We start from the raw sequence: 20,526 nt of genomic DNA, 5'->3' as shown, positions 1-20,526 counted from the left end.
CACAAAAAGTCTAATTTGTTAAACTTTGTGTAATTTGCACAAAACAAGGAGGCATTTTTTGTGTTTTATGACCGCTTTCAACATATATGCAATGAGGCCGGTATCTCGCCTTCACGAGCCGCTATAGAATGTGGCTTTAATAAAGGCAGTGTCTCCTTTTGGAAGAAAAAATATGAGAATGGAGAAGATGTAGAACCCAAACTGGAGATACTTAAGAGCATTAGTGAGTATTTCGGTGTGTCTATTGACTACTTAACTGGAAAAACGGACATAAAAAATCCCCCGGACCAACAAAGTCCGGAGGAGATCGCCAAGGTGGCACTATTTGGTGGTGACGGAGAGGTTACCGACGAGATGTGGAACGAAGTTAAAGGTTTTGTAGAATTTATCAAAGATAAGAGAAAGAGAGAGAATGACAACAACTGAGTCCCTGTTCGATCTCATCGAGCAAAACAACATAGAGGTGTATCTGGGCAGTATGCCCGCTGCCAAGTCTGCGTCTGCCAATATCGGCGATGATTATTACATAGCACTTGACGAGCAGAGCCTGGAGAGCACCGCAGAGGCCCGCTGTCGCCTTGCCCACGAAGCCGGGCACTGCATAACCGGGTCGTTCTACAACCTATATGCCCCGCTTGACCGGCGCAGTAAGCACGAACGCCGGGCAGATAAGTGGGCGGTAAAAAAGTTGATCCCCAAGGCCGAGTTGGAGGTGCAGCTGCGCCAGGGCCTGGAGCCTTACGAGTTGGCCGAGTATTTCAATGTGACCGAGAACTATATACACAAGGCCATTGAATTCTACTTTGAATGTGGAATATCATAATTCACGGCACGCCGTGATTATAGATGTAATAACTTAATAAGAGGAAAAAAGAAATGAAAAAAGAATATAAAATCCTTTTGTATGCATATCCGTTTATTATTGCGATTTCTATCTTGGCTACAGTAGGAGTACCGCTGTTTGCTTTGGCTGATGTAGCGTTTCTCGTGCTGTACTATTATATTTTGCAGAAGTCATTTTCAAAAATAAATATAATCAAAAATGCCGACGAATACGCGGCGTTTGCGAATGCCAATGCAGATCAGCGCGTGCAAGACGCCAAAGCGACTGCGGAAAAAATGCGAAAAGAAACAGAGGACAGTTGTGCTCAAAAGGTTCAAGCTGTTGAGCGTGAACTGAAGCAAAAACGGAAATGCATTTCTCAGTTGAATATCGAAATCCGCAATCTTAAAGCCGAAATTGAAGTGGCGCAACAAGAAGCGGTTGCTGCCTCTGTCGCCGTCCCTGTTGACTATGATATATCGTCTGCAGAATATAAAGACAAATTTGCTCTTGCACAACTTAATGAAAAAGAATGTGTATCCTCAAACAATGCTGTCTCTGTACATTCCGACGCGCCAAAGTCTGTTATAAATGCAAATGTGAAACAGATCCTGCGTTGCTTTAATTCGGAAGCGGCGGCTATTATCAAGAATGTTACCACGCGGAACATTGACAGTGCGCGTTCAAAAATCATCAAGTCCTTTGAAATGCTCAACAGGATTTTTGCGCCAGACGGAGTGGAACTCAACCGCCCGCTGCTGGAGATTAAGCTGGAGCAGCTCAACTGTATGTACGGCAATCAGGTGATGGCGGAGCGCGAAAAGGAAGAACAACGCGCGATCCGAGAGCAAATGCTTGAAGAAGAAAAAGTGCGCCGTGAAATTGAACGCGAAAAAGCAAAGCTCGATAAGGAAGAACGGCAGTTCAAGAATGAAATTCAGAAACTCATGACTTATCTACATAAAGCGGATGATATTGAAAAGCAGCTTTATGTTGACAAGATAAAAGAACTGGAGGCGAAACTCGGCCTGTTAGAGCAGGACAGAAAAAATGTGCTCGACCGGGAGCAGAATACGCGCGCCGGCTTCGTCTATGTAATATCCAATATCGGCTCTTTTGGAGAGAATGTATATAAAATTGGAATGACACGACGGTTAGAGCCTATGGACCGCATAAAAGAACTCAGCAGCGCTTCCGTACCGTTTGAATTTGATGTTCACGCTATGATTTTCTCAGAGGATGCGCCGGCGTTGGAGACAGCTTTACACCGGCAGTTTGACGATCGGCGTATAAATCTTGTAAACAGCCGAAAAGAATTCTTCCGCGTTTCGCTTTCTGAAGTTGAAAAGGTAGTGAAAGAAAACCATAATGCTACGGTCACTTTTACCGCCGTTGCCAAAGCGGAGGAATACCGTCAGACAGTAAGGCTTCTTGAAAGCGAGCAGGTATAAAATCGTTTTTTGACGCCGACATAATAACAAATAAAAAAAGCCCTACCCTGCGCCAACAGGATAGAGCCGATAAGTAGGATTGTGTAATACAATACCCACCCAACACTGGTTATTGTATCACAGCCCTGCAAAAAAATCAAGCAGGGCATTTTTGCGCCCTTTTTTAGGTGCTGCCCGCTGCTATATGCAAAGGAGAAGTGTGTACAATGCCAAGAAAAAGAGGGAATGGTGACGGAACCATCTATAAGATGGAAAGCAAAGGCCTATGGGCTGCCCAGCTGACTATAGGCGTGGACGCCAACGGCCGGCCCAAGCGCAAAACTGTGTACGGTAAGCGACAGGCAGATGTGCGGGCAAAGCTGGACGCTTTGAAAAGTGAACTTTCCACCGGCTCTGTAATTGAGCCGGACAAGATCACCGTTGCCCAGTATATCTTATCACTTGTCGAGACAGACCGGGCGCTAAACCAGATAGGGGACAATACCTACCTGCGCAAGCTGGCCAGCTGTAAACGGATCGCCGCCAGTTCCATAGGCGACTGCCCGCTGCAATCCGTAAGGCCACCACAGGTAACCCAATACCTAATAGAGATCACCAGCTGTTCCAATTCGGTAATCGCCAAGGACTACGCCCTGCTGGCCCGCTGCTTCCGCACGGCTCTTGATAACGATCTGATCCGCAAGGATCCTATGCGTGGCATGAAAAAGCCAAAGAGCAACAAGGCCACCCGCAAGGTGCGTGCTTTGACCGTAGAGGAGCAGACCAGGTTTGTGCAGGTCATGAACGACCAAGAGCGTGGCTGCCGATACTGGGAGCAGATGATGTTAATGCTCAGCACAGGAATGCGTATGGGCGAGATCAACGCCTTGGATGTGCACGATGTCAATTTGACATTCCGCACCGTGAATGTGCGACGCACGGTGACCAAGGATCAGACGGACCACGCTGTTATAGGCACAAAAACCAAGACCTATGCCGGGCAGCGGCTTTTGAGCCTGACAGACGCCCCATACCGCATTTTATCCGAATATATGGAACGGTGGCAGCCCAACCGCTTGGATCTGCTGTTCTACGACTTCAAGGGTCACAAGGTACTGACCACCAGCCAAGTGAATTTGCAATTTCAGCGTATCTTAAAAAAATACAATGTGCTGGATCCGTCCATACCCGGCGTTGTATCCTTGCACAGCCTGCGGCATACATACGCCACCCGCTGCATTGAGAGCGGAATGCCAGCGAAGGTGTTGCAAAAGCGCCTTGGCCACGCCAATATAGAAACAACGCTGAACACCTACTGTGATGTATTCTCCGACTACGAACAAAAGTACACAGAGGCAGCAGACGCCTATATCCAGCAGCTTACCCCGAATGCTCCACAGAAAAGTGCTGCACAGATATAAATAAGAAAAGATAAGTGCCCCCAAGGAAATGGCTTCCGCTTTTCGTGAGAAATGCGCTGCTGATGGTATTGCACAGGCACAGATTATCAAGCAGTCGATCGAGCAGTTCTTGCAGCAGTAACGGCGTTGCAGTACTGTTGCAGTACAGAATGGCAGAAAGCCCGCTGCTAAGCCAAATTTTACGCCTATATTCTTGTCACCTCGACCCAAAAGGACGGCTTTTTTAGCCGTCCTTTATTTCTTCATGTTCCCATTTTTGGCTTGGATAAGCCAAATTTTCGCTTTTACAAAAAATGAGAGAAAATAAAAAACTTTTGGCGTTGCAGTACTTATTGCAGTACTTGGTACTGCGAGGTATAAAAAAGCCGGGCAGTTTTGATCTGCTCGGTCAGGCCTGTGGGTTAGGTGGATTGAATTTGTGTCCGGTGCCTTGAAGAAATGCAAAACACCGGACGACGCAATCAAAATCTTAGAAGCGCTTCGCTTCTAAGTAAAAAAGTAGATGGCGGGCGGCCACCCGCCAAGGGTGTGGGCTGCCCGGGTAGGTGGCTGCCCGAGCTGCAGAAAGGAAAATAACACAAGGAAGTAAAAAATGAAAATAGGAGTACAAAATGTATAATGATAAGCCTATATGCAAGACGGCCACCCGCCTTGCAAGCCTACTGTACCACGCTCCACGGTAAAGTGCAATGAAAATCTGTTCAGGGGCGTTTCACTGTACAAAAAATGACCCTGTGAGCAGTGAAAGTGAAGATTTTTGTTGACTGCCGGTGCCAGCGGCGGCATAATCGAGAGGAGAGAAGAGCCGTGCAAAATCAAAAGAAATCGAAAAGGAGAAAGACCATGAACAACACACAGAGAAAAGCAAACCTTGGCACCAGCGCCTGTCGGCAGTTGGTGCTGCGCACGCCGGAGCAGGTAGCGCTGCTGAACTTCACTGCAGACGGACCGTATGAAGCCCTGCTGGCGTCGGATAGTGCGGCATTGCCCGAGGAACAGCTGGTGCTGAGCGGCAGCGGCTGGCTGCGTATTTATGATGATGAGGAACTGACTTTCCTGGCTTGGGCGGACACAATCCGGGTGTATGCAGATGGGGACAACACCTGCAAGGTACAGTTGATCGGCGATTCCAGAGTGCAGAAAATGGTACTTATGCAGCAGGTGACCCGGAAATTGCAAAACCTTGTGGATCAAATGAAGGCGCAGAAATGAGAACCGTTTCAGCATTTTTGACTTGTTTATCCGCCAGTTTGCAGGTGGCGGCTTTTGCTTTTGCACCGGAAAAACTGCGCCGGCCGCTGCTCTTGTCTGCTGTGGCTGCGTCCACTGCCAGCTTGGTTCTGACCGTAAAGAACATCAAGACTCGGGTGCGCCAGTGACCGACAATCCCTGTATAAATGGCGTATTGCCAAAACAGAAAAAAGCCAATCGGGCGTCTTGCTCGGTTGGCTTTTTGCTTGCTTATTTTTCCGCTTTAATCAGATCCTTGATTACTTCGCCGGCTAGGATCAGGCCCATCACGGAGGGCACAAAGGCCACACTGCCGGGCGTGCTGCGGCGGCCGGGGTGATCCGGATCCGCCTGTCCGGCGCCGGCGGTGGGAATAGGCGGTTCCTGGGAGTAAACCACCTTTAGGTGGTGAATACCCCGCTTTTTCAGCTCCCGGCGCATGACCCGGGCCAGCGGATCCATTTTCGTTTTAGCCAGGTCCGCCACCTGAAAGCCGGTGGGGTCCAGCTTATTCCCGGCGCCCATGGCGCAGATGATGGGCACGCCGGCGGCGTGGCAATGGGTCACCAGCGCCAGCTTGGCGCTCATGGTGTCTACTGCGTCCACCACATAATCGTATTGGTTAAAGGGAAAATCCGCCGCCGTTTCCGGCAAAAAGAAGCAGTTGTGCTTGGTGATCTTGGCCGCCGGATTGATGTCTAAGATTCGAGCCTCCATGGCGTCCGTCTTGTACTGCCCCACGGTTTTGGTGGTGGCGATGATCTGGCGGTTGATGTTGGACACGGCCACTGTGTCGCTGTCGATCAGATCCAGGTGCCCCACGCCGGTACGGGCCAAAGCCTCGCACACATAGCCACCTACGCCGCCAATGCCGAATACCGCCACCCGCGAGGCGGCCAGCCGCTCCAGAGCGCTGCTGCCCAAGAGTAATTCTGTTCTGGAAAATGCCTGTTCCATAGCGAATACCTACCTTTTTAATAGATTTATTATACGGCAAGGGTTCGGCGCTGTCAACCGGCTTGAAAAATAGACAAAATCTTAATATGCCTATACTGACAAAGTACATTAAAAAGTTCGATAAAATTTAACAAAGAATATTGCACACGGCGTGCAGGCACGGCCTTTTTTAGTTGCGCCGGGGCAGGGCAGTATGTTATAATAAAGGTATAAAATAGAGGGGGTTCTATATATGAAACGGATTTTTTGCGCACTGCTGGCCGGTGCACTGACCTTGGGCGCCGCCTTGCCGGTGCAGGCAGCGGATCAGGCAGTGCTGCGTGTGGCGGCAGACGCCCAGCAAACCGCCATCTCGGATCATTTGTACGGTGCGTTTATCGAGGACATCAGCTACGCCTGCGACGGGGGCTTGGTGTCCAATTTGGTGAATAACGACAGCTTTGAGTACGCCTCTGCGCCTACCACCGGCTGGGTGGCGGATGGGTTGGAGCTGACCACCGAGGGCAACCTGCCTCTAAATAAGAACAATCCCACCTACGCCAAGGTGACGGTGGACGGCAAGGGCAGCCTGACGAACCTGGGCTTTACGGAGATTTATAAATACAAGACGGATAAATATGATAAAAAGAAAGCCAACACGGCGGATATGGGCTTTGTGGCGGACCAGGTGTATGATTTCAGCTGCTATGTGCGCTCCGGCGGCTTTACCGGCACCGCGCAGGTGTATTTGGACTGCGGCGACGGCAAGCAGACGGCGGTGCAGCTGGACTTGAGCAAAACCGGCGGCGCCTGGAACAAGCTGACCGTACCGCTGACCGCCAGTGCCAGCAAGGATGGCGCTCTGGTATTTCAGCTGGAGGGTGAGGGAACTTTATACCTGGATTTCGTCACCCTGGTGCCCCAGGGCAGCTACGGTTACGGCAGCGACAGCTGGAAATATACCACCCTGCGCAGCGACCTGTTTGCAGCGCTGCAAAATCTGCACCCGCGGTTTATCCGCTTTCCCGGCGGGTGCCTGGCAGAGGGCGGCAGCCTGGATCAGCTGTACAATTGGAAAGATACCATCGGCCCCTTGGAGGAGCGCAAGCAAAGTGAGAACCTGTGGAAGGACGACAACGGCCGGGACTATAACAACACCAACGCCATGGGTTACCACGAGTATTTCCAGCTGTGCGCGGATCTGAACGCGTTGGCGCTGCCCATTGTGAATGTGGGGCTCAGCTGCCAGCCGCGGGCTGCCTATGATGACCATGCGGCAGCGTATGCCAAACTGCGCATGACCGACGCGCAGTGGGAAGCGTATTTGACGGAAAAGGTGGGCCTGGACGAAAAGGATACCGACGCCCGCACGGAATATACGGACAAAATCAAAAAGCTGAACATCAACAGCGCCGCCGACTGGGAGGCGTATTTGGACACCATCGCTCTGCGCCCGGGCACGGATGCGTGGGACAATTATGTGCAGGATGTACTGGATCTGATTGAGTACGCCAACGGCGATGCCACCACCAGCTACTGGGGCGCGCTGCGGGCGGCCAACGGCCACGCCAAGCCCTTTAATCTGCAATATATCGGTCTGGGAAATGAGAACTGGGGCGCCGTGTATGAACGCAACTTCAAGGCGCTTTACAAGGCGGTAAAAGAGAAATACCCGCAGATCACTGTGATCTCCTCTGCCGGTACTTACCTGGAGGGGGATGCTTACGACGGCAATATGGCGTGGATTGATCGGGAATTTAAGGACACGGTGGTGGACGAGCATTATTACACCTACGACGGCTACCTGTTTGACCACAACGATCGCTACGACAGCTTTGACCGCTCCGGTGCCCATGTGTTTGTGGGCGAGTACGCCGCCACCTCTGCCGGGATCGGCACCATAGAGACCAAGAGCAACATTTGGGAAGCGGTGGAAGAAGCCAGCTACCTGACCGGCTTGGAACGCAACGGCGATGTGGTGGATATGGCATCCTACGCCCCCACCTTTGCCAAGATCAATGCCCAAAGCTGGAATGTGAATCTCATTTGGTTTGACAGCCGCCAAACGGTGCTCACTCCCTCCTATTATGTGCAAATGCTCTTCGCCAACAATGTGGGTACGCAGTATGTGCACGCCACTTTTGACGGCGGCAGTACCGTACAGGACGGGGTGTACCAGTCCGTTACTTGCGACCCGGAGAACCAGGTGCTGTATATTAAGCTGGTGAATACCTCCGGCAAGGATCGGAGGGTGAATGTGCAGCTGGACGGCTACAAACCGAATGCGGTTTCCGTCCAAAGCCTGCAAGGCAAATTTAAGTCCGCCTGCAATGAACTGGACAGCAATACCACTGCGCCCACCCAAACGGAACTGACCCCCGGCACGGACCTTCAGGTGGAACTGAGCAAGTACCAGGTGAGCGTGGTGCAGGTGGCCTATGGCAAAAACAGCGGTGCGGATTTGTATAAATTGCCGGAAAAGGCGACCCCCACTTTGTTGGACGGTGGTAAGTTATATCTGCCTCCGGCTACTGCGGGCATTGCTTTTGGTGCGGTTTTCGGCACTGCCGCTGTGTTTGCGGCCGTGGTGCTGCTGATACACTATAAGAAGAAAAAGCAGGGAAAATAATAAGTAAAAGCGGTAAAAAGACAAAAAAATAAGGCTCCCTTGTAAAGGGGGCAAATGCCAAATATGGAAAACAAAAGGGCGCACACCAAAACCGGTGTGCGCCCTTTACTGTAACACTTTAGATATGAAAAAACGGAAAGCGGCTTTTGCTGGTGTCGCGGCCTTTCAGGTACACGGTTTCCACCGAGGCGGTAGGGTCCTTGAGAATGTTTTTGTCCAAGACGGCAAAGTCGGCACTTTCGCCCACAGCCAGTACGGCGCAGCCGGCGTCCTTGCAGTCCACCGGGATCAGGTCGTTTACTGCCGGCAGTACCGCCTTGCCCTCCAGGTCTACCACCTTGGCGTCTCGGTAACACAGGGGCGTATTGTAGCCGATATAGGCAATCTTGCCCTTGTCCTCTACCAGCACACTGTAAGTAAGATTCTCCTCATTCAGGGAGATGAAATCTGCGTTTGTATATACAACCATGGTCTGCTCCTTACTGCGCCAGCGCGTCTGCCAGTGCGGCCAGCGCGGTGCGGTCTGCGTCCTTTAAGGCGGCGCGCACGGTGACGGTGCCCGACAGCAGGGTGATGGCTTTCATCTCCTCCAACTGGGCGGCCATGGTGCGGGCGGCGCTGGGCGCCCAGCTGCCGTTTTCAATCAAGGCCACGGTGCGGTTTTGGTAATTCTTGCTCTTTAAGTGGTGCAAGAAGTCCGCCATTACCGGGAACACCCCGCCGTCATAGCTGGGGGCGGCGCATACCATTTGGCTGTACTGAAATGCTTTTGCTACTGCCTGTGCCAAATCCGTGCGGCTTAAGTCCGCGATTTCTACCGTTACGCCACGGCTTTTCAGTTCCTCCGCCAGTAGCAGAGCAGCCGTCTTCGTGTTGCCGTAAATGGAGGCATAGGCAATGAACACACCCCGGGTTTCCGGCTGATAGCTGCTCCAAGTGTTATACAGGTGCAGATAGGGGGTCAGGTCCCCTTGCAGTACCGGGCCGTGCAGCGGGCAAATGGTGGCAATATCCAGGGCGGCGGCTTTCTTCAGCAGGGTCTGCACCGGCGCACCGTATTTGCCAACGATATTGATAAAGTAGCGGCGGGCTTCCTCCGGCCAAGGCTCGTCCGTGCCTACGGCGCCGAATTTGCCAAAGGCGTCTGCGCTAAAGAGTACCTTTTCCGTTTGTTCGTAGCTGACCATCACCTCCGGCCAGTGCACCATGGGTGCCATCACAAAGGTCAAGGTGTGGTGACCCAGCTCCAGCGTGTCGCCCTCTTTCACCGACAGGGTCTTGGTGCCTGCCGGCAGGTCAAAAAACTGGGGCAGCATAGCCAGCGCCTTGGCGCTGAGCACCAGGGTGGCTCCGGGATATTTTTCTATGGTCATTTGCAGACTGCCGGCGTGGTCCGGCTCTAAGTGGTGCACCACAATGTAGTCCGGGGTGCGCCCGTCCAGAACAGCGTCCACCTTTGCGGCCCAGTCGTCATATTTGCGTTTGTCCACCGTGTCCAGCAGGGCAATCTTGTCGTCCAGCAGCAGGTAGCTGTTGTAGGACACGCCGTGGGGCACCGGGTACTGGCTTTCAAACAAATCAATGTCTGTATCGTTGACGCCAACATAGCGAATTGCGTCAGAAATGGTCAATGTAGATCACCTTTCTTCCTCACATTGCCTTTAGCATAGCATAAATGATCGGGAAATACAATGCCGGGGCGCAAAAAAAGCCGCACTGCTCAAGGTGAAGCGGTGCGGCTGTCTTGCAAAAAAGATTTACATCAGGGAGAGATACAACTGCTTGATCTCCTCTACGCTGGTGTCTCTGGGGTTGCCGGGACGGCAGGCGTCGTCATAAGCGCTCTGCGCCAGGAAGTCCACATCCTCCGGCTTTACAATGTCTTTCAGGTCGGCGGGGATACCTACATCCTGGGACAGCTGCTTTACTGCGTCCACGGCAGCGGCACGCGCCTGGTCCAGAGCCATATCGTCCACGCCCTGAACGCCCATGGCCTTGGCAATATCCCGGTATTTTTCACCGGTGGCAGGTGCATTGTAGGCCATCACGGTGGGCAGGATAATGGCGTTGGCTACGCCGTGGGGGGTGTCGTACACAGCGCCCAGCGGGTGCGCCATGGAGTGCACAATGCCCAGGCCCACGTTGGAAAAGCCCATACCGGCAATGTACTGGCCCAGTGCCATGCCCTCGCGGCCCTCCGGGGTGTTGGCTACGGCACCGCGCAGGTTCTTGCTGATGATCTCAATGGCTTTCAGATGGAACATATCGCTCATTTCCCAGGCGGCCTTGGTAATGTAGCCCTCAATGGCGTGGGTCAGTGCGTCCATACCGGTGGCGGCGGTCAGCCCCTTGGGCATGGATGCCATCATCTCCGGGTCTACAACGGCCACTACGGGAATGTCGTGCACATCTACGCACACCATTTTGCGGTTTTTCTCCGTGTCGGTGATCACATAGTTGATGGTGACCTCGGCGGCTGTACCGGCAGTGGTGGGAACGGCGATGATCGGCACGGCCTTCTTGGTGGTGGGCGCCACGCCCTCCAGGGAGATTACATCGCTGAATTCCGGGTTCTCAATGATAATACCGATGGCTTTGGCGGTGTCCATAGAGGAGCCGCCGCCAATGGCGATGATGCAGTCTGCGCCGCTGGCCTTAAAGGCGGCCACGCCGGTCTGCACATTCTCCACCGTGGGGTTGGCCTTGATTTTGCTGTAGATCTCGTAGTCAATGCCGGCATTCTCCAGCACATCGGTCACTTTCTTCGTTACATTAAATTTAATCAGGTCCGGGTCGGAGCACACAAAGCACTTTTTGAACCCGCGGCCTTTCACTTCACCGGAGATCTCCTGGATCGCACCGGGGCCGTGGTAGCTGGTCTCATTCAATACAAATCTGTTTGCCATAACAAATTACCTCTTTTCATTGAAATTTCGGCGGCTTTTTTTCGCCGCTTGCAAGTTCAGTATAGCGAATTGATAATTTTTTGTCAATCTGACAGCGGTGGAATTCATAAATAATTTACACTGTGTGCAGAATTGCGCAACAGCGTGCAAAAATTTTGGAAAATATAGCAAATTGTGTTAAAATAATATCAGAGAAAGGCGAGCGCCGCCGCAAGGTATGTTCTGCAAAAAACAGAAAAAACCCCTTGACAAAAGGTCGTTTTCCGTTTATAATTCAAATTGTAATGAGTACAAGTTGGTAATGATTACAGCAAATGGTCAAAATTCCCAAAAACTTTAGCCGGAATGGGCAAAATACTTATACAATTTGGGTTGAAATTCAAGACGATTTGTTGTATATTATTAGCGATTTGCGGACAGGTGCGTCAAATTGCGTCTGTTTTCGCAATTCTAACTATGCCAGTCATTAGTTTTCATATTTAGCAAACAAATACTGTAGGAGGTAATACGATGGTCAATTTTGAACAATGGAATGGCTTTGACGGTTCCCTCTGGAAAGAGGAAGTCAATGTAAGAGACTTCATCCAGAAGAACTACAAGCCCTATGATGGAGATGAGCATTTCCTGGCAGGACCCACGGACGCTACTAACAAGCTGTGGGGCGTGTTGCAGGGTCTGCAAAAAGAAGAGCGCGCCAAGGGCGGCGTTTTGGATATGGACACGAAGATCGTGTCCGGCATTACTGCCCATGAGCCGGGCTACATCAGTGAGGATCTGAAGGATCTGGAGGCCGTGGTTGGTTTGCAGACCGACAAGCCCCTGAAGCGTGCCTTTATGCCCTATGGCGGTATCAAGATGGCGGAGCAGGCTTGCTCCACTTACGGCTATGAGCCGGATCCGGAGCTGCACAAGATCTTCACCGAGTATTGCAAGACGCATAACCAGGGTGTGTTTGACGCATATACGCCCGAGATGAAGAAGGCTCGCCACAACAAGATCATTACCGGTCTGCCGGATACTTACGGCCGTGGCCGTATCGTCGGCGATTATCGCCGTGTGGCTCTGTACGGTATCGACTTCCTGATCGAGCAGAAGAAGGAAGACTTTGCCAACTGCGGCAGCGGTTCTATGACGGACGACATCATCCGTCAGAGAGAAGAGCTGGCTATGCAGATTAAGGCTCTGGGCGAGATGAAAGTCATGGCCGAGAAGTATGGTTTTGATATTTCTCAGCCTGCAAAGAATGCAAAAGAGGCTGTGCAGTGGCTGTACTTCGGCTACCTGGCTGCCATCAAGACCCAGAACGGTGCTGCGATGAGCGTTGGTCGTGTGTCCACTTTCCTGGATATCTACATTGAGAGAGATCTGGAAGCCGGCACTTTGACCGAGAGCGAGGCACAGGAATTGATCGACCACTTGGTTATGAAGTTCCGTATGGTGAAGTTCGCTCGTATTCCCTCTTACAACCAGCTGTTCTCCGGCGACCCGGTATGGGCTACCCTGGAAGTTGGCGGTATCGGCGTAGACGGCCGTTCTATGGTTACCAAGAACGACTACCGTTTCCTGCACACTTTGGAGAATATGGGTCCCTCTCCGGAGCCGAACCTGACTGTTCTGTATTCCTCCGCTCTGCCTGAGAACTTTAAGAAGTACGCGGCAGACATTTCTATCCGCACCAGCTCCATCCAGTATGAGAACGACGATGTGATGAAGCCGGTATGGGGCGACGATTACAGCATCTGCTGCTGCGTATCCGCTACCCAGACCGGTAAAGAGATGCAGTTCTTCGGCGCAAGAGCCAACCTGGCTAAGTGCCTGCTGTATGCTATCAACGGCGGTGTGGATGTGAAGACCGGCCAGCAGGTTGGTCCCGAGTACAAGCCGATCACTTCCGAGTACCTGGATTATGATGAGGTCGTTGAGAAGTATGACCGCATGATGGACTGGCTGGCTGATCTGTATGTAAATGTGCTGAACCTGATCCAGTACATGCATGATAAGTATTACTACGAAGCTGCCGAGATGGCTCTGATCGATACCGATGTACGCAGAACCTTTGCCACCGGTATTGCCGGCTTCTCCCACGTGGTAGATTCCCTGAGCGCCATCAAGTACGCTAAGGTTAAGACCATCCGCAACGAGGACGGCATTGTGGTTGATTACGAGACCACCGGCGACTTCCCCCGCTACGGCAACGATGACGACCGTGCAGACGAGATCGCTGTATGGCTGCTGAAGACCTTCCTGGCTAAGATCAAGAAGCACCACACCTATCGTAACTCCGAGCCCACCACCTCTATCCTGACCATTACCTCCAATGTGGTATATGGTAAGGCAACCGGTGCTATGCCTGACGGCCGTAAGGCCGGCGAGCCGCTGTCTCCCGGTGCAAACCCGGCTTACGGCGCAGAGCAGAACGGCCTGCTGGCCTCTCTGAACTCCGTTGCTAAGCTGCCTTATGAGTGGGCACTGGACGGTATCTCCAACACCCAGACCATCAACCCGGACGCTATCGGCCATGACGAGCAGGAGCGCGTCAACAACCTGGTACAGGTGATGGATGGCTACTTCGATCAGGGCGCACATCACCTGAATGTGAATGTGTTCGGTAAAGAGAAGCTGATCGACGCCATGGAGCACCCGGAGAAGGAAGAGTATGCAAACTTCACCATCCGTGTATCCGGTTACGCCGTGAAGTTTATTGACCTGACCCGTGAGCAGCAGATGGATGTTATTGCCCGTACCTGCCACGACAGAATGTAAGCGGCTGATCGCTTATGATCGGTAAAATTCATTCCATAGAGACCTTCGGGCTGGTAGACGGCCCGGGGGTGCGCTATGTGCTCTTTTTGCAGGGCTGCAATATGCGCTGCAAATATTGCCACAACCCGGAGACTTGGGATCCGGCGGCGGAAAAGATGAGCCTGTCCCCACAGCAGATGTTTGATAAGGCTTATCGTTATCGCAATTACTGGACCAAGAAAGGCCAGCCCAACGGCGGTATCACCGTTAGCGGAGGCGAGCCGCTGCTCCAGATCGACTTTGTAACGGAGTTCTTCTCCATTGCCAAGGCCCACGGGGTGCATACCACGCTGGACAGCTGCGGTTCCGCATTCAGCCGCAAGGAGCCGTTCTTCTCTAAGTTCCAAAAGCTGATGGAAGTGACGGACCTGGTGATGCTGGACTTAAAGCAGACGGACAGCGAAAAGCACAAGGAACTCACTGGGCGGGACAACGCCAATATTTTGGATATGGCTCGCTACTTGTCGGAGATCCGCAAGCCTATGTGGATCCGGCGCGTGCTGGTGCCCGGTTTGACCGATGACCCGGCAGAGTTGCAGCAGTTGAAAGACTTTATCGACAGCCTTTCTTCTGTGGAGAAGGTGGAGATCCTGCCGTACCATACGCTGGGGCTCTTTAAGTGGCAAAACCTGGGGATCGAGTACCCGCTGGAGGGCGTACCTGTGCCCACACCGGAGCAGGTGCAGCAGGCGGAGACCATCCTGGGGATCGCAAAATAAAACAAACGGCATTGCAATTTTGGTTGCAATGCCGTTTTTCTTTTTTTATGGATTGATTCCGTTTATCCAAGTGGTTGCTTTTGCCGTATTATAACACCACACCCAGGGCGTCAATCACCTGCTTTTTGTAATCCAAAAATTCCGGGGTCAGGTTAAAGTCCCGCCGCCGGGGTTTCGGCTCCGCAATAGTGATCTGGTGGGTGATCTTGCCCGGTCGCCCGCTGAGAATGAGGATGCGGTCGCTGAGCAGCACCGCCTCGTCAATATCATGGGTGATAAAGATGGTGGACAGCTTGATCTCCTCCATCACGGACAGATACCACCGGTGCATGGCGGATTTGGTGATGGTGTCCAGGGCGCTGAACGGTTCGTCCAGCAGCGCTACCCGGTCACCGGCCAGGTAGGTGCGCAGCAGGGCTGCCCGCTGGCGCATACCGCCGGACAATTCCGCCGGGTACTGCTGCTGGGTGCCCTCCAGACCGAACTGGGCAAAGTGACTGCCGGCTTCTGTCCGGGCTTCCTTTTTGGATTTGCCGGAGAGCAGCAGCGGTAGGGACACATTGTCAATGATTTTTTTGTAGGGCAGCAGCAGGTCCTTCTGCAGCATATAGCTGATATGGCCCGGCTGGCCGGTAATGTCCTGCCCGCCCAGCACCACCCGGCCGCTGTCCGGCCGGTCAATGCCGCTGATGCAGTTGAACAGGGTGGTCTTGCCGGCGCCGCTGACCCCCAGCAGGGAGATTAACTCTCCCTGCCGCAAAGTCAGGTTTACGCCGTCCAAAATCACCTTTTCGTCAAAGCTTTTTTTAATGTTTTCTGCGGATAAAATGTCCATTTCTTATGCCAGGTAATCGTTGGTAAAGCCTACATTGCTGCTGATGTCTTTCTCCACCAGCTTGTTGTCCGTCAGCCACTTGTAGAAGTTGTTCCAACGGGCCGGGTCAATGTAGCCCCATTTTTTGGCGTCGCTGATGTACTGCTCTGCCATCCACTTTTGGCTTTCCTTAACCAGTTCTTCGCTGCCGTTCAGAGAGCCGGTATCGTCGCTCTTAATGAGAATGTCCGCAGCCTCCTCCGGGTGGTCAATGGCGTACTGATAGCCCTTGGCAGTGGCAGCCAGGAATGCCTTAGCAGCCTGCGGATTTTCCTTTAAGAAAGTGTTGTTGGCGATGAGTACCGGGGTGTAGTAGTCAAAGGTGGCGTTCAGGTCCTTGATGTAGAAGAAGTCTACATCGATTTTGTTGACCTTGGCGTTGATACCGGCCCAGCCGTAGAATACCCAAATGGCGTGGTCCGGGTTCTGCTGCACATCCTGGGCCTCGGCGGTCACCTTGTTGGGGATCTGCTTAACCTTGCTCCAGTCGCCGCCGTCCTTGTTGACGATATTTTCCAGCATAGCCTTTTCAATGGGGGAGTCCCAGGTCAGGTAGGTGTTGCCTGTCAGGCCCTTGGGACGGTCCATACCCTGCCCGGCCTTGGAGATAATGCCGGAGGAGTTGTGCTGCAGCAGCGCAGCCACGGCAGTCACATCCATGGGGGTGTCAGAAGTAAAAGCAGGCGCCAGGGTGTCCTGTGCGTCAATGGCAAATTGCGCTTTGTTGGAGCTGCACAGCTGGGTGGCGGTGCTGTTGTCCGGCGGCTGCACAATGCTCACATTCAGCCCGGCGGCCTCGTAGTAGCCTTTTTCCTTGGCTACGAACATACCGGTGTGGTTGGTGTTGGGGGTCCAGTCCAGGCAGACGGTAATGTCCGTCTTCTGTGCCGGTGCGGCGGTGGTGTCCGTTTTGTCCGCTGCTTTACCGCCGGAGCAGGCGGCAAAGGACAGTGCCATGACGCCGGCCAGCATACCGGCAAAAATCTTTTTTGCTTTATTCATCTTATTCTTTTCCTTTCGTTGTTCCTTTGTTTGCCCAGGGCATTGCCAGCCGCTGCGCCAGTGCCACCAGTGCCATCAGCAGCAGGCTGATGACGGAGATGAACACAATGACAGCAAACATTTTGTCAAAGGCATAGGCTTTCTTTACCCGGGTCATATAGACCCCCAGTCCCTCAAAACCGCCTAACCACTCGGAGATCACCGCGCCCACCACCGCATAGGAGGCGGAGATGCGCAGCCCGGAGAAAAAGGAGCCGGTGGCGGAGGGCAGCTTGATGTGCCAAAACACTTGCAGTCGGTTGGCACCCATCGCCCGCAGCAGGTTGACCTCGTCCGGGTCCGCACTGCGGTAGCCGTCTAAGAGTCCGATGGAGATGGGGAAGAAGGTGGTGATCACCACCAGTGTGATCTTCGGCGCCATACCGAAGCCCATCCACAGCACCAGCAGCGGCGCAATGGCAATGGTGGGTATGGTCTGGGTAATGATGAGAACGGGATAGACGGCTTGATACAAAAAGTGAAAGCGATCCATCAGCGCCGACAGAATAAATGCCAGTGCCACGCCGATCCCCAGTCCGTACAGCGCCTCTTGCAGGGTCACCTTGGCCTGGGACATCATTACGGAGAAGTTGTGCACAAACGCCAGCCACACATCCGTAGGGGAGGGCAGCATGTAGGCGGGCACCACTTCAAACCCGGCACAGGCGTACCAAATACCTAAGATCACCGCCAGTGCCAAAATGGGCGCCAGCTTATTGGTGGTGCTTTGTAATTTTTTGGTCAATGGTCAAAACCTCCCCTTCCGGGTTGTACACGATCTTGACATAAGCGGATACGCTGGGCGCACCGGCTTGAATGGCCACTTTTTGGCACTGCGTTACGATCTCCATCAGTTGATCGTAGCTTTCGCCCTCAATGGTGGTCTCAAAGGGGCCTACGGAGCAGTGCAGGCCGGTGCTCTTGATGTAGGCGATCACTTCGTCTACGATACGCACCAGTTCCTGGTCGTTGTCTGCCTTTGGCAGAACCTGAATGGCAACACTTGCTTTCATAAAAAATACTCTCCTTTCAAGTGCTTTGGCGGTTGCCCGCCGGGGTGGGTGGCAATAAGTCAAAAGAAAAGCCCCATTCACGCAGAATGGGGCACAGTTGCAAATATCTAAGCAATCGTCTCTGCCGTGCGTGCTAGCGTACGGTTCAAAGGGTATGATCTCAGCCTTGCGGCACCCCTGACTTATTGATTTGAACAACTCTATTATACGGCGGCGCCGGGTCTTTGTCAATCCTGGATCACGCGCACCCGGATCACACCGTCGATCTTTTCAATATCCGCTACCACGCCGGCGCTGTAAGCGGTGTCTGTATCAATAATACTGTAAGCGATCTCGCCCCGGTTCTTATCGGTAAAGGCGGCAATGTTCATACCGTCCTTGCTGATGGTGTCCGTAATGGTGGCGATCATGTTTGGCTGGTTCTTGTGCACCACGGTCATGCGAGCAGCGCCGTTGGGATCCATGTGTACCGTGGGCAGGTTTACGCTGTTTTGAATATTGCCGTGCTCCAAAAAGTCAATCAGCTCTTCGGCACCCATAGAGGCGCAGTTCTCCTCGCTCTCCGGGGTGGAAGCACCCAGGTGGGGAATGGCGATCACGCCGTCCACATCAATCAGCTTAGCGCTGGGGAAGTCGGTAACATACGCGGCCATTTTGCCCTCTTCCAAAGCCTCGACCACATCGTCCGCATTGGCCAGGTCGCCACGGGCAAAGTTCATCACGCGCACCGTATCTTTCATTTTGGCAATGCTTTCGACACAGATCAGCTCCTTGGTGTCCGGGGTCAGCGGCACATGCACGGTGATATAGTCTGCCAGGGGGAACACCTGATCCAGATCATTGTTGACGGTTACGCCCGGCTTGAGTACAGAGGCGTCCTTTAAGAACGGGTCGTAGCCGATCACCTGCATACCCAGATCCACGGCGGCGTTGGCCACCAGGCGGCCGATGGCGCCCAGACCGATCACTGCCAAGGTCTTGCCTTTCAGCTCCGGACCGGCAAAGGCGGACTTGCCCTTTTCCACCGTTTTGGGCACATTGTCGCCCTCGTCCTTAATGGTCTTGCACCAGTCGATGGCGCGGGTTACCTTGCGGCTGGCCAGGAGCATACCGCACAGCACCAGTTCTTTTACCGCGTTGGCGTTGGCGCCGGGGGTGTTGAACACCACAATGCCCTTTTGGGCGCAGTCGGCCACAGGAATGTTGTTAACCCCGGCACCGGCTCTGGCGATGGCCAGCAGGCTTTCCGGCATTTCCATATCGTGCATGGAGGCGGAGCGCACCATAATGGCGTCCGGCGTCGTTTCCGGTGCGTCCACGGTGTAGTTGGCAGGGTCAAATTTGTTCAGCCCCACCGGCGAAATTTTATTTAAGGTCTGAATGTGAAACATCAGCAGTTCTCCTCCTCAAACTTTTGCATAAAGGTCACCAGCGCCTGTACGCCCTCTAAAGGCATGGCGTTATAGATAGAGGCGCGCATACCGCCCACGGTACGGTGCCCTTTCAGATTTACCAGCCCGGCGGCTTCCGCTTCTTTAACAAATTTGGCGTCCAGATCGGCGTTGCCGGTGACAAAGGGCACATTCATCAGGGAGCGGTCCTCCGGCACCACGGTGCCGTGGAACAACTTGGAGTTATCCAGAAAGTCATACAGCAGCTTTGCCTTTTCCCGGTTGCGCTTTTCCATCGCTTCCAGGCCGCCCAGCGCTTTGATCCACTCCAGTACCAGTTTGCAGATATAAATGCACCAGCAGGGGGGCGTGTTGTAAAGGGAGTCCGCGTCTGCCTGGACTTTATAGTTCATCATCACCGGGGTGGTGGGGCGTGCGTTGCCCAGCAGATCCTCCCGGATAATGGCCACCACCAGTCCGGCAGGAGCCACATTCTTTTGAGCGCCGAAGTACACCATGCCGAATTTGCTGATGTCCAGCGGTTGGGACAGAGCACAGGAGGACACATCGGCGATGAGCACCTTGTCGCCCACCGGCGGCAGCTCCTTATATACCGTGCCGTAAATGGTGTTGTTCATACAAATATACACATAGTCCGCATCGTCCCGGAAATCGGCGGCTGCGGTCTTGGGAATATAGCTAAAGGTTTTGTCCGCAGAGGAGGCCACGGCCTGCACATCGCCGTACTTCTGGGCCTCCTGATAGGCTTTCTTGGCCCACTGGCCGGTGATGATATAGTCCGCCTTGCCGCTGCCGTTCATAAAGTTCAGCGGAATGGCAGAGAATTGGGCGGAAGCGCCGCCCTGCAAAAAGAGCACCTTGTAGTTGTCCGGCACCTGGTACAGCTCCCGCATCAGTGCCTCGGCGTCTTTGATGATCTTGTCAAAGGTTTTAGAGCGGTGGCTCATCTCCATAACGGATTGGCCGCTGCCTTGGTAGTCCATCATTTCGGCAGCTGCGGTTTGTAACACCTGCTCCGGCAGGGTGGACGGTCCTGCGCTAAAATTCCATACTCTTGCCATAGTCAATATCTCCTTTGGATTTCAAATCGTGTATATACCATTATACGGCTGTTCACCTTTTTGTCAAGCGAAACCGCTGATTTTTGTAAAAAAAGCCGACAGATTGATAAATCGTTAACGATATTGTACAAATTGCAGCCAATGTTGGCGAAATTGCAGGACAGGTGTGCAGTATTTGGCAGGTGTATTCTAAAATGCGGGCAGATAAAAATGTGCAACCCGATGCCCA

General features: G+C 53.1%; 19 protein-coding genes. 9 read left to right on the top strand and 10 right to left on the bottom strand.

Annotated elements, in window-relative coordinates; genetic code table 11:
• Positions 1-60 precede the first annotated feature (60 nt).
• From OGM59_06970 to OGM59_06945, 6 genes are all read left to right on the top strand, one after another.
• Complete coding sequence (locus tag OGM59_06970) at positions 61-426, top strand: helix-turn-helix domain-containing protein (GenBank protein ID UYI90444.1); 366 nt, start codon at positions 61-63, stop codon at positions 424-426.
• Positions 413-823 (top strand): ImmA/IrrE family metallo-endopeptidase, encoded by a 411-nt coding sequence (locus OGM59_06965; protein UYI90443.1) that lies wholly within the window; start codon positions 413-415, stop codon positions 821-823. The genes OGM59_06970 and OGM59_06965 overlap by 14 nt, the downstream gene beginning before the upstream one ends.
• Positions 824-876: 53 nt before the next feature.
• Positions 877-2,274: a DUF4041 domain-containing protein gene (locus OGM59_06960; protein ID UYI90442.1), complete on the top strand. Its 1,398-nt coding sequence runs from the start codon at positions 877-879 to the stop codon at positions 2,272-2,274.
• 206 nt (positions 2,275-2,480) lie between these two features.
• Complete coding sequence (locus OGM59_06955; GenBank protein ID UYI90441.1) at positions 2,481-3,674, top strand: site-specific integrase; 1,194 nt, start codon at positions 2,481-2,483, stop codon at positions 3,672-3,674.
• An 843-nt stretch (positions 3,675-4,517) separates the two neighbouring features.
• Entirely contained in the window at positions 4,518-4,886 is a 369-nt protein-coding gene (locus tag OGM59_06950; protein ID UYI90440.1) for a hypothetical protein, read from the top strand.
• A complete protein-coding gene (locus OGM59_06945; protein UYI90439.1) occupies positions 4,883-5,053 on the top strand; it encodes a hypothetical protein in 171 nt (56 codons plus the stop codon). Before OGM59_06950 ends, OGM59_06945 begins: the two co-directional genes overlap by 4 nt.
• 82 nt (positions 5,054-5,135) lie before the next feature.
• On the opposite strand, the gene OGM59_06940 is transcribed toward OGM59_06945, so the two are convergent.
• Complete coding sequence (locus tag OGM59_06940; protein ID UYI90438.1) at positions 5,136-5,861, bottom strand: tRNA threonylcarbamoyladenosine dehydratase; 726 nt, start codon at positions 5,859-5,861, stop codon at positions 5,136-5,138.
• A gap of 232 nt (positions 5,862-6,093) precedes the next feature.
• Here OGM59_06940 and OGM59_06935 point away from each other — a divergent pair, with 232 nt between their 5' ends.
• Positions 6,094-8,469, top strand: coding sequence for a hypothetical protein (locus OGM59_06935; GenBank protein UYI90437.1), 2,376 nt, complete (start codon positions 6,094-6,096; stop codon positions 8,467-8,469).
• Between the two features lie 118 nt (positions 8,470-8,587).
• On the opposite strand, the gene OGM59_06930 is transcribed toward OGM59_06935, so the two are convergent.
• The 3 genes from OGM59_06930 to fucO all read right to left on the bottom strand — a co-directional run bounded on the left by OGM59_06930 (position 8,588) and on the right by fucO (position 11,375).
• The gene (locus OGM59_06930; protein ID UYI90436.1) at positions 8,588-8,938 is read right to left on the bottom strand and encodes a hypothetical protein; all 351 of its coding nucleotides are present in this window, start codon (positions 8,936-8,938) and stop codon (positions 8,588-8,590) included.
• Positions 8,939-8,948: 10 nt separating this feature from the next.
• The gene (locus OGM59_06925) at positions 8,949-10,100 is read right to left on the bottom strand and encodes an FprA family A-type flavoprotein (protein UYI90435.1); all 1,152 of its coding nucleotides are present in this window, start codon (positions 10,098-10,100) and stop codon (positions 8,949-8,951) included.
• A 126-nt stretch (positions 10,101-10,226) separates the two neighbouring features.
• Entirely contained in the window at positions 10,227-11,375 is a 1,149-nt protein-coding gene (gene fucO / locus OGM59_06920) for a lactaldehyde reductase (GenBank protein ID UYI90434.1), read from the bottom strand.
• Between the two features lie 510 nt (positions 11,376-11,885).
• On the opposite strand from fucO, the gene pflB reads away from it, so the two are divergent.
• Together pflB and pflA are read left to right on the top strand one after the other, a co-directional pair.
• A complete protein-coding gene (gene pflB, locus OGM59_06915; protein UYI90433.1) occupies positions 11,886-14,138 on the top strand; it encodes a formate C-acetyltransferase in 2,253 nt (750 codons plus the stop codon).
• Between the two features lie 14 nt (positions 14,139-14,152).
• Positions 14,153-14,896, top strand: coding sequence for a pyruvate formate-lyase-activating protein (gene pflA / locus OGM59_06910; protein UYI90432.1), 744 nt, complete (start codon positions 14,153-14,155; stop codon positions 14,894-14,896).
• Between the two features lie 88 nt (positions 14,897-14,984).
• Here pflA and OGM59_06905 read toward each other — a convergent pair whose 3' ends face one another.
• From OGM59_06905 to serC, 6 genes are all read right to left on the bottom strand, one after another.
• On the bottom strand, positions 14,985-15,731 hold the full coding sequence (locus OGM59_06905; GenBank protein ID UYI90431.1) for an ABC transporter ATP-binding protein: 747 nt from the start codon (positions 15,729-15,731) through the stop codon (positions 14,985-14,987).
• A gap of 3 nt (positions 15,732-15,734) precedes the next feature.
• A complete protein-coding gene (locus OGM59_06900) occupies positions 15,735-16,772 on the bottom strand; it encodes an ABC transporter substrate-binding protein (protein ID UYI90430.1) in 1,038 nt (345 codons plus the stop codon).
• A gap of 1 nt (position 16,773) precedes the next feature.
• The gene (locus tag OGM59_06895; GenBank protein UYI90429.1) at positions 16,774-17,556 is read right to left on the bottom strand and encodes an ABC transporter permease; all 783 of its coding nucleotides are present in this window, start codon (positions 17,554-17,556) and stop codon (positions 16,774-16,776) included.
• On the bottom strand, positions 17,525-17,824 hold the full coding sequence (locus tag OGM59_06890) for a thiamine-binding protein (GenBank protein ID UYI90428.1): 300 nt from the start codon (positions 17,822-17,824) through the stop codon (positions 17,525-17,527). Before OGM59_06890 ends, OGM59_06895 begins: the two co-directional genes overlap by 32 nt.
• A 227-nt stretch (positions 17,825-18,051) precedes the next feature.
• Positions 18,052-19,215: a phosphoglycerate dehydrogenase gene (locus OGM59_06885; GenBank protein UYI90427.1), complete on the bottom strand. Its 1,164-nt coding sequence runs from the start codon at positions 19,213-19,215 to the stop codon at positions 18,052-18,054.
• Positions 19,215-20,297, bottom strand: a complete 1,083-nt coding sequence (gene serC, locus OGM59_06880; protein UYI90426.1) for a 3-phosphoserine/phosphohydroxythreonine transaminase — start codon at positions 20,295-20,297, stop codon at positions 19,215-19,217. Before serC ends, OGM59_06885 begins: the two co-directional genes overlap by 1 nt.
• Between the last annotated feature and the right edge of the window lie 229 nt (positions 20,298-20,526).

It is taken from the genome of Oscillospiraceae bacterium (assembly GCA_025757685.1).
Lineage (GTDB): Bacteria > Bacillota > Clostridia > Oscillospirales > Acutalibacteraceae > CAG-217.
The sequence above is the reverse complement of the archived record's forward strand: the minus strand, read 5'-3'. Positions and strand labels throughout refer to the sequence as shown.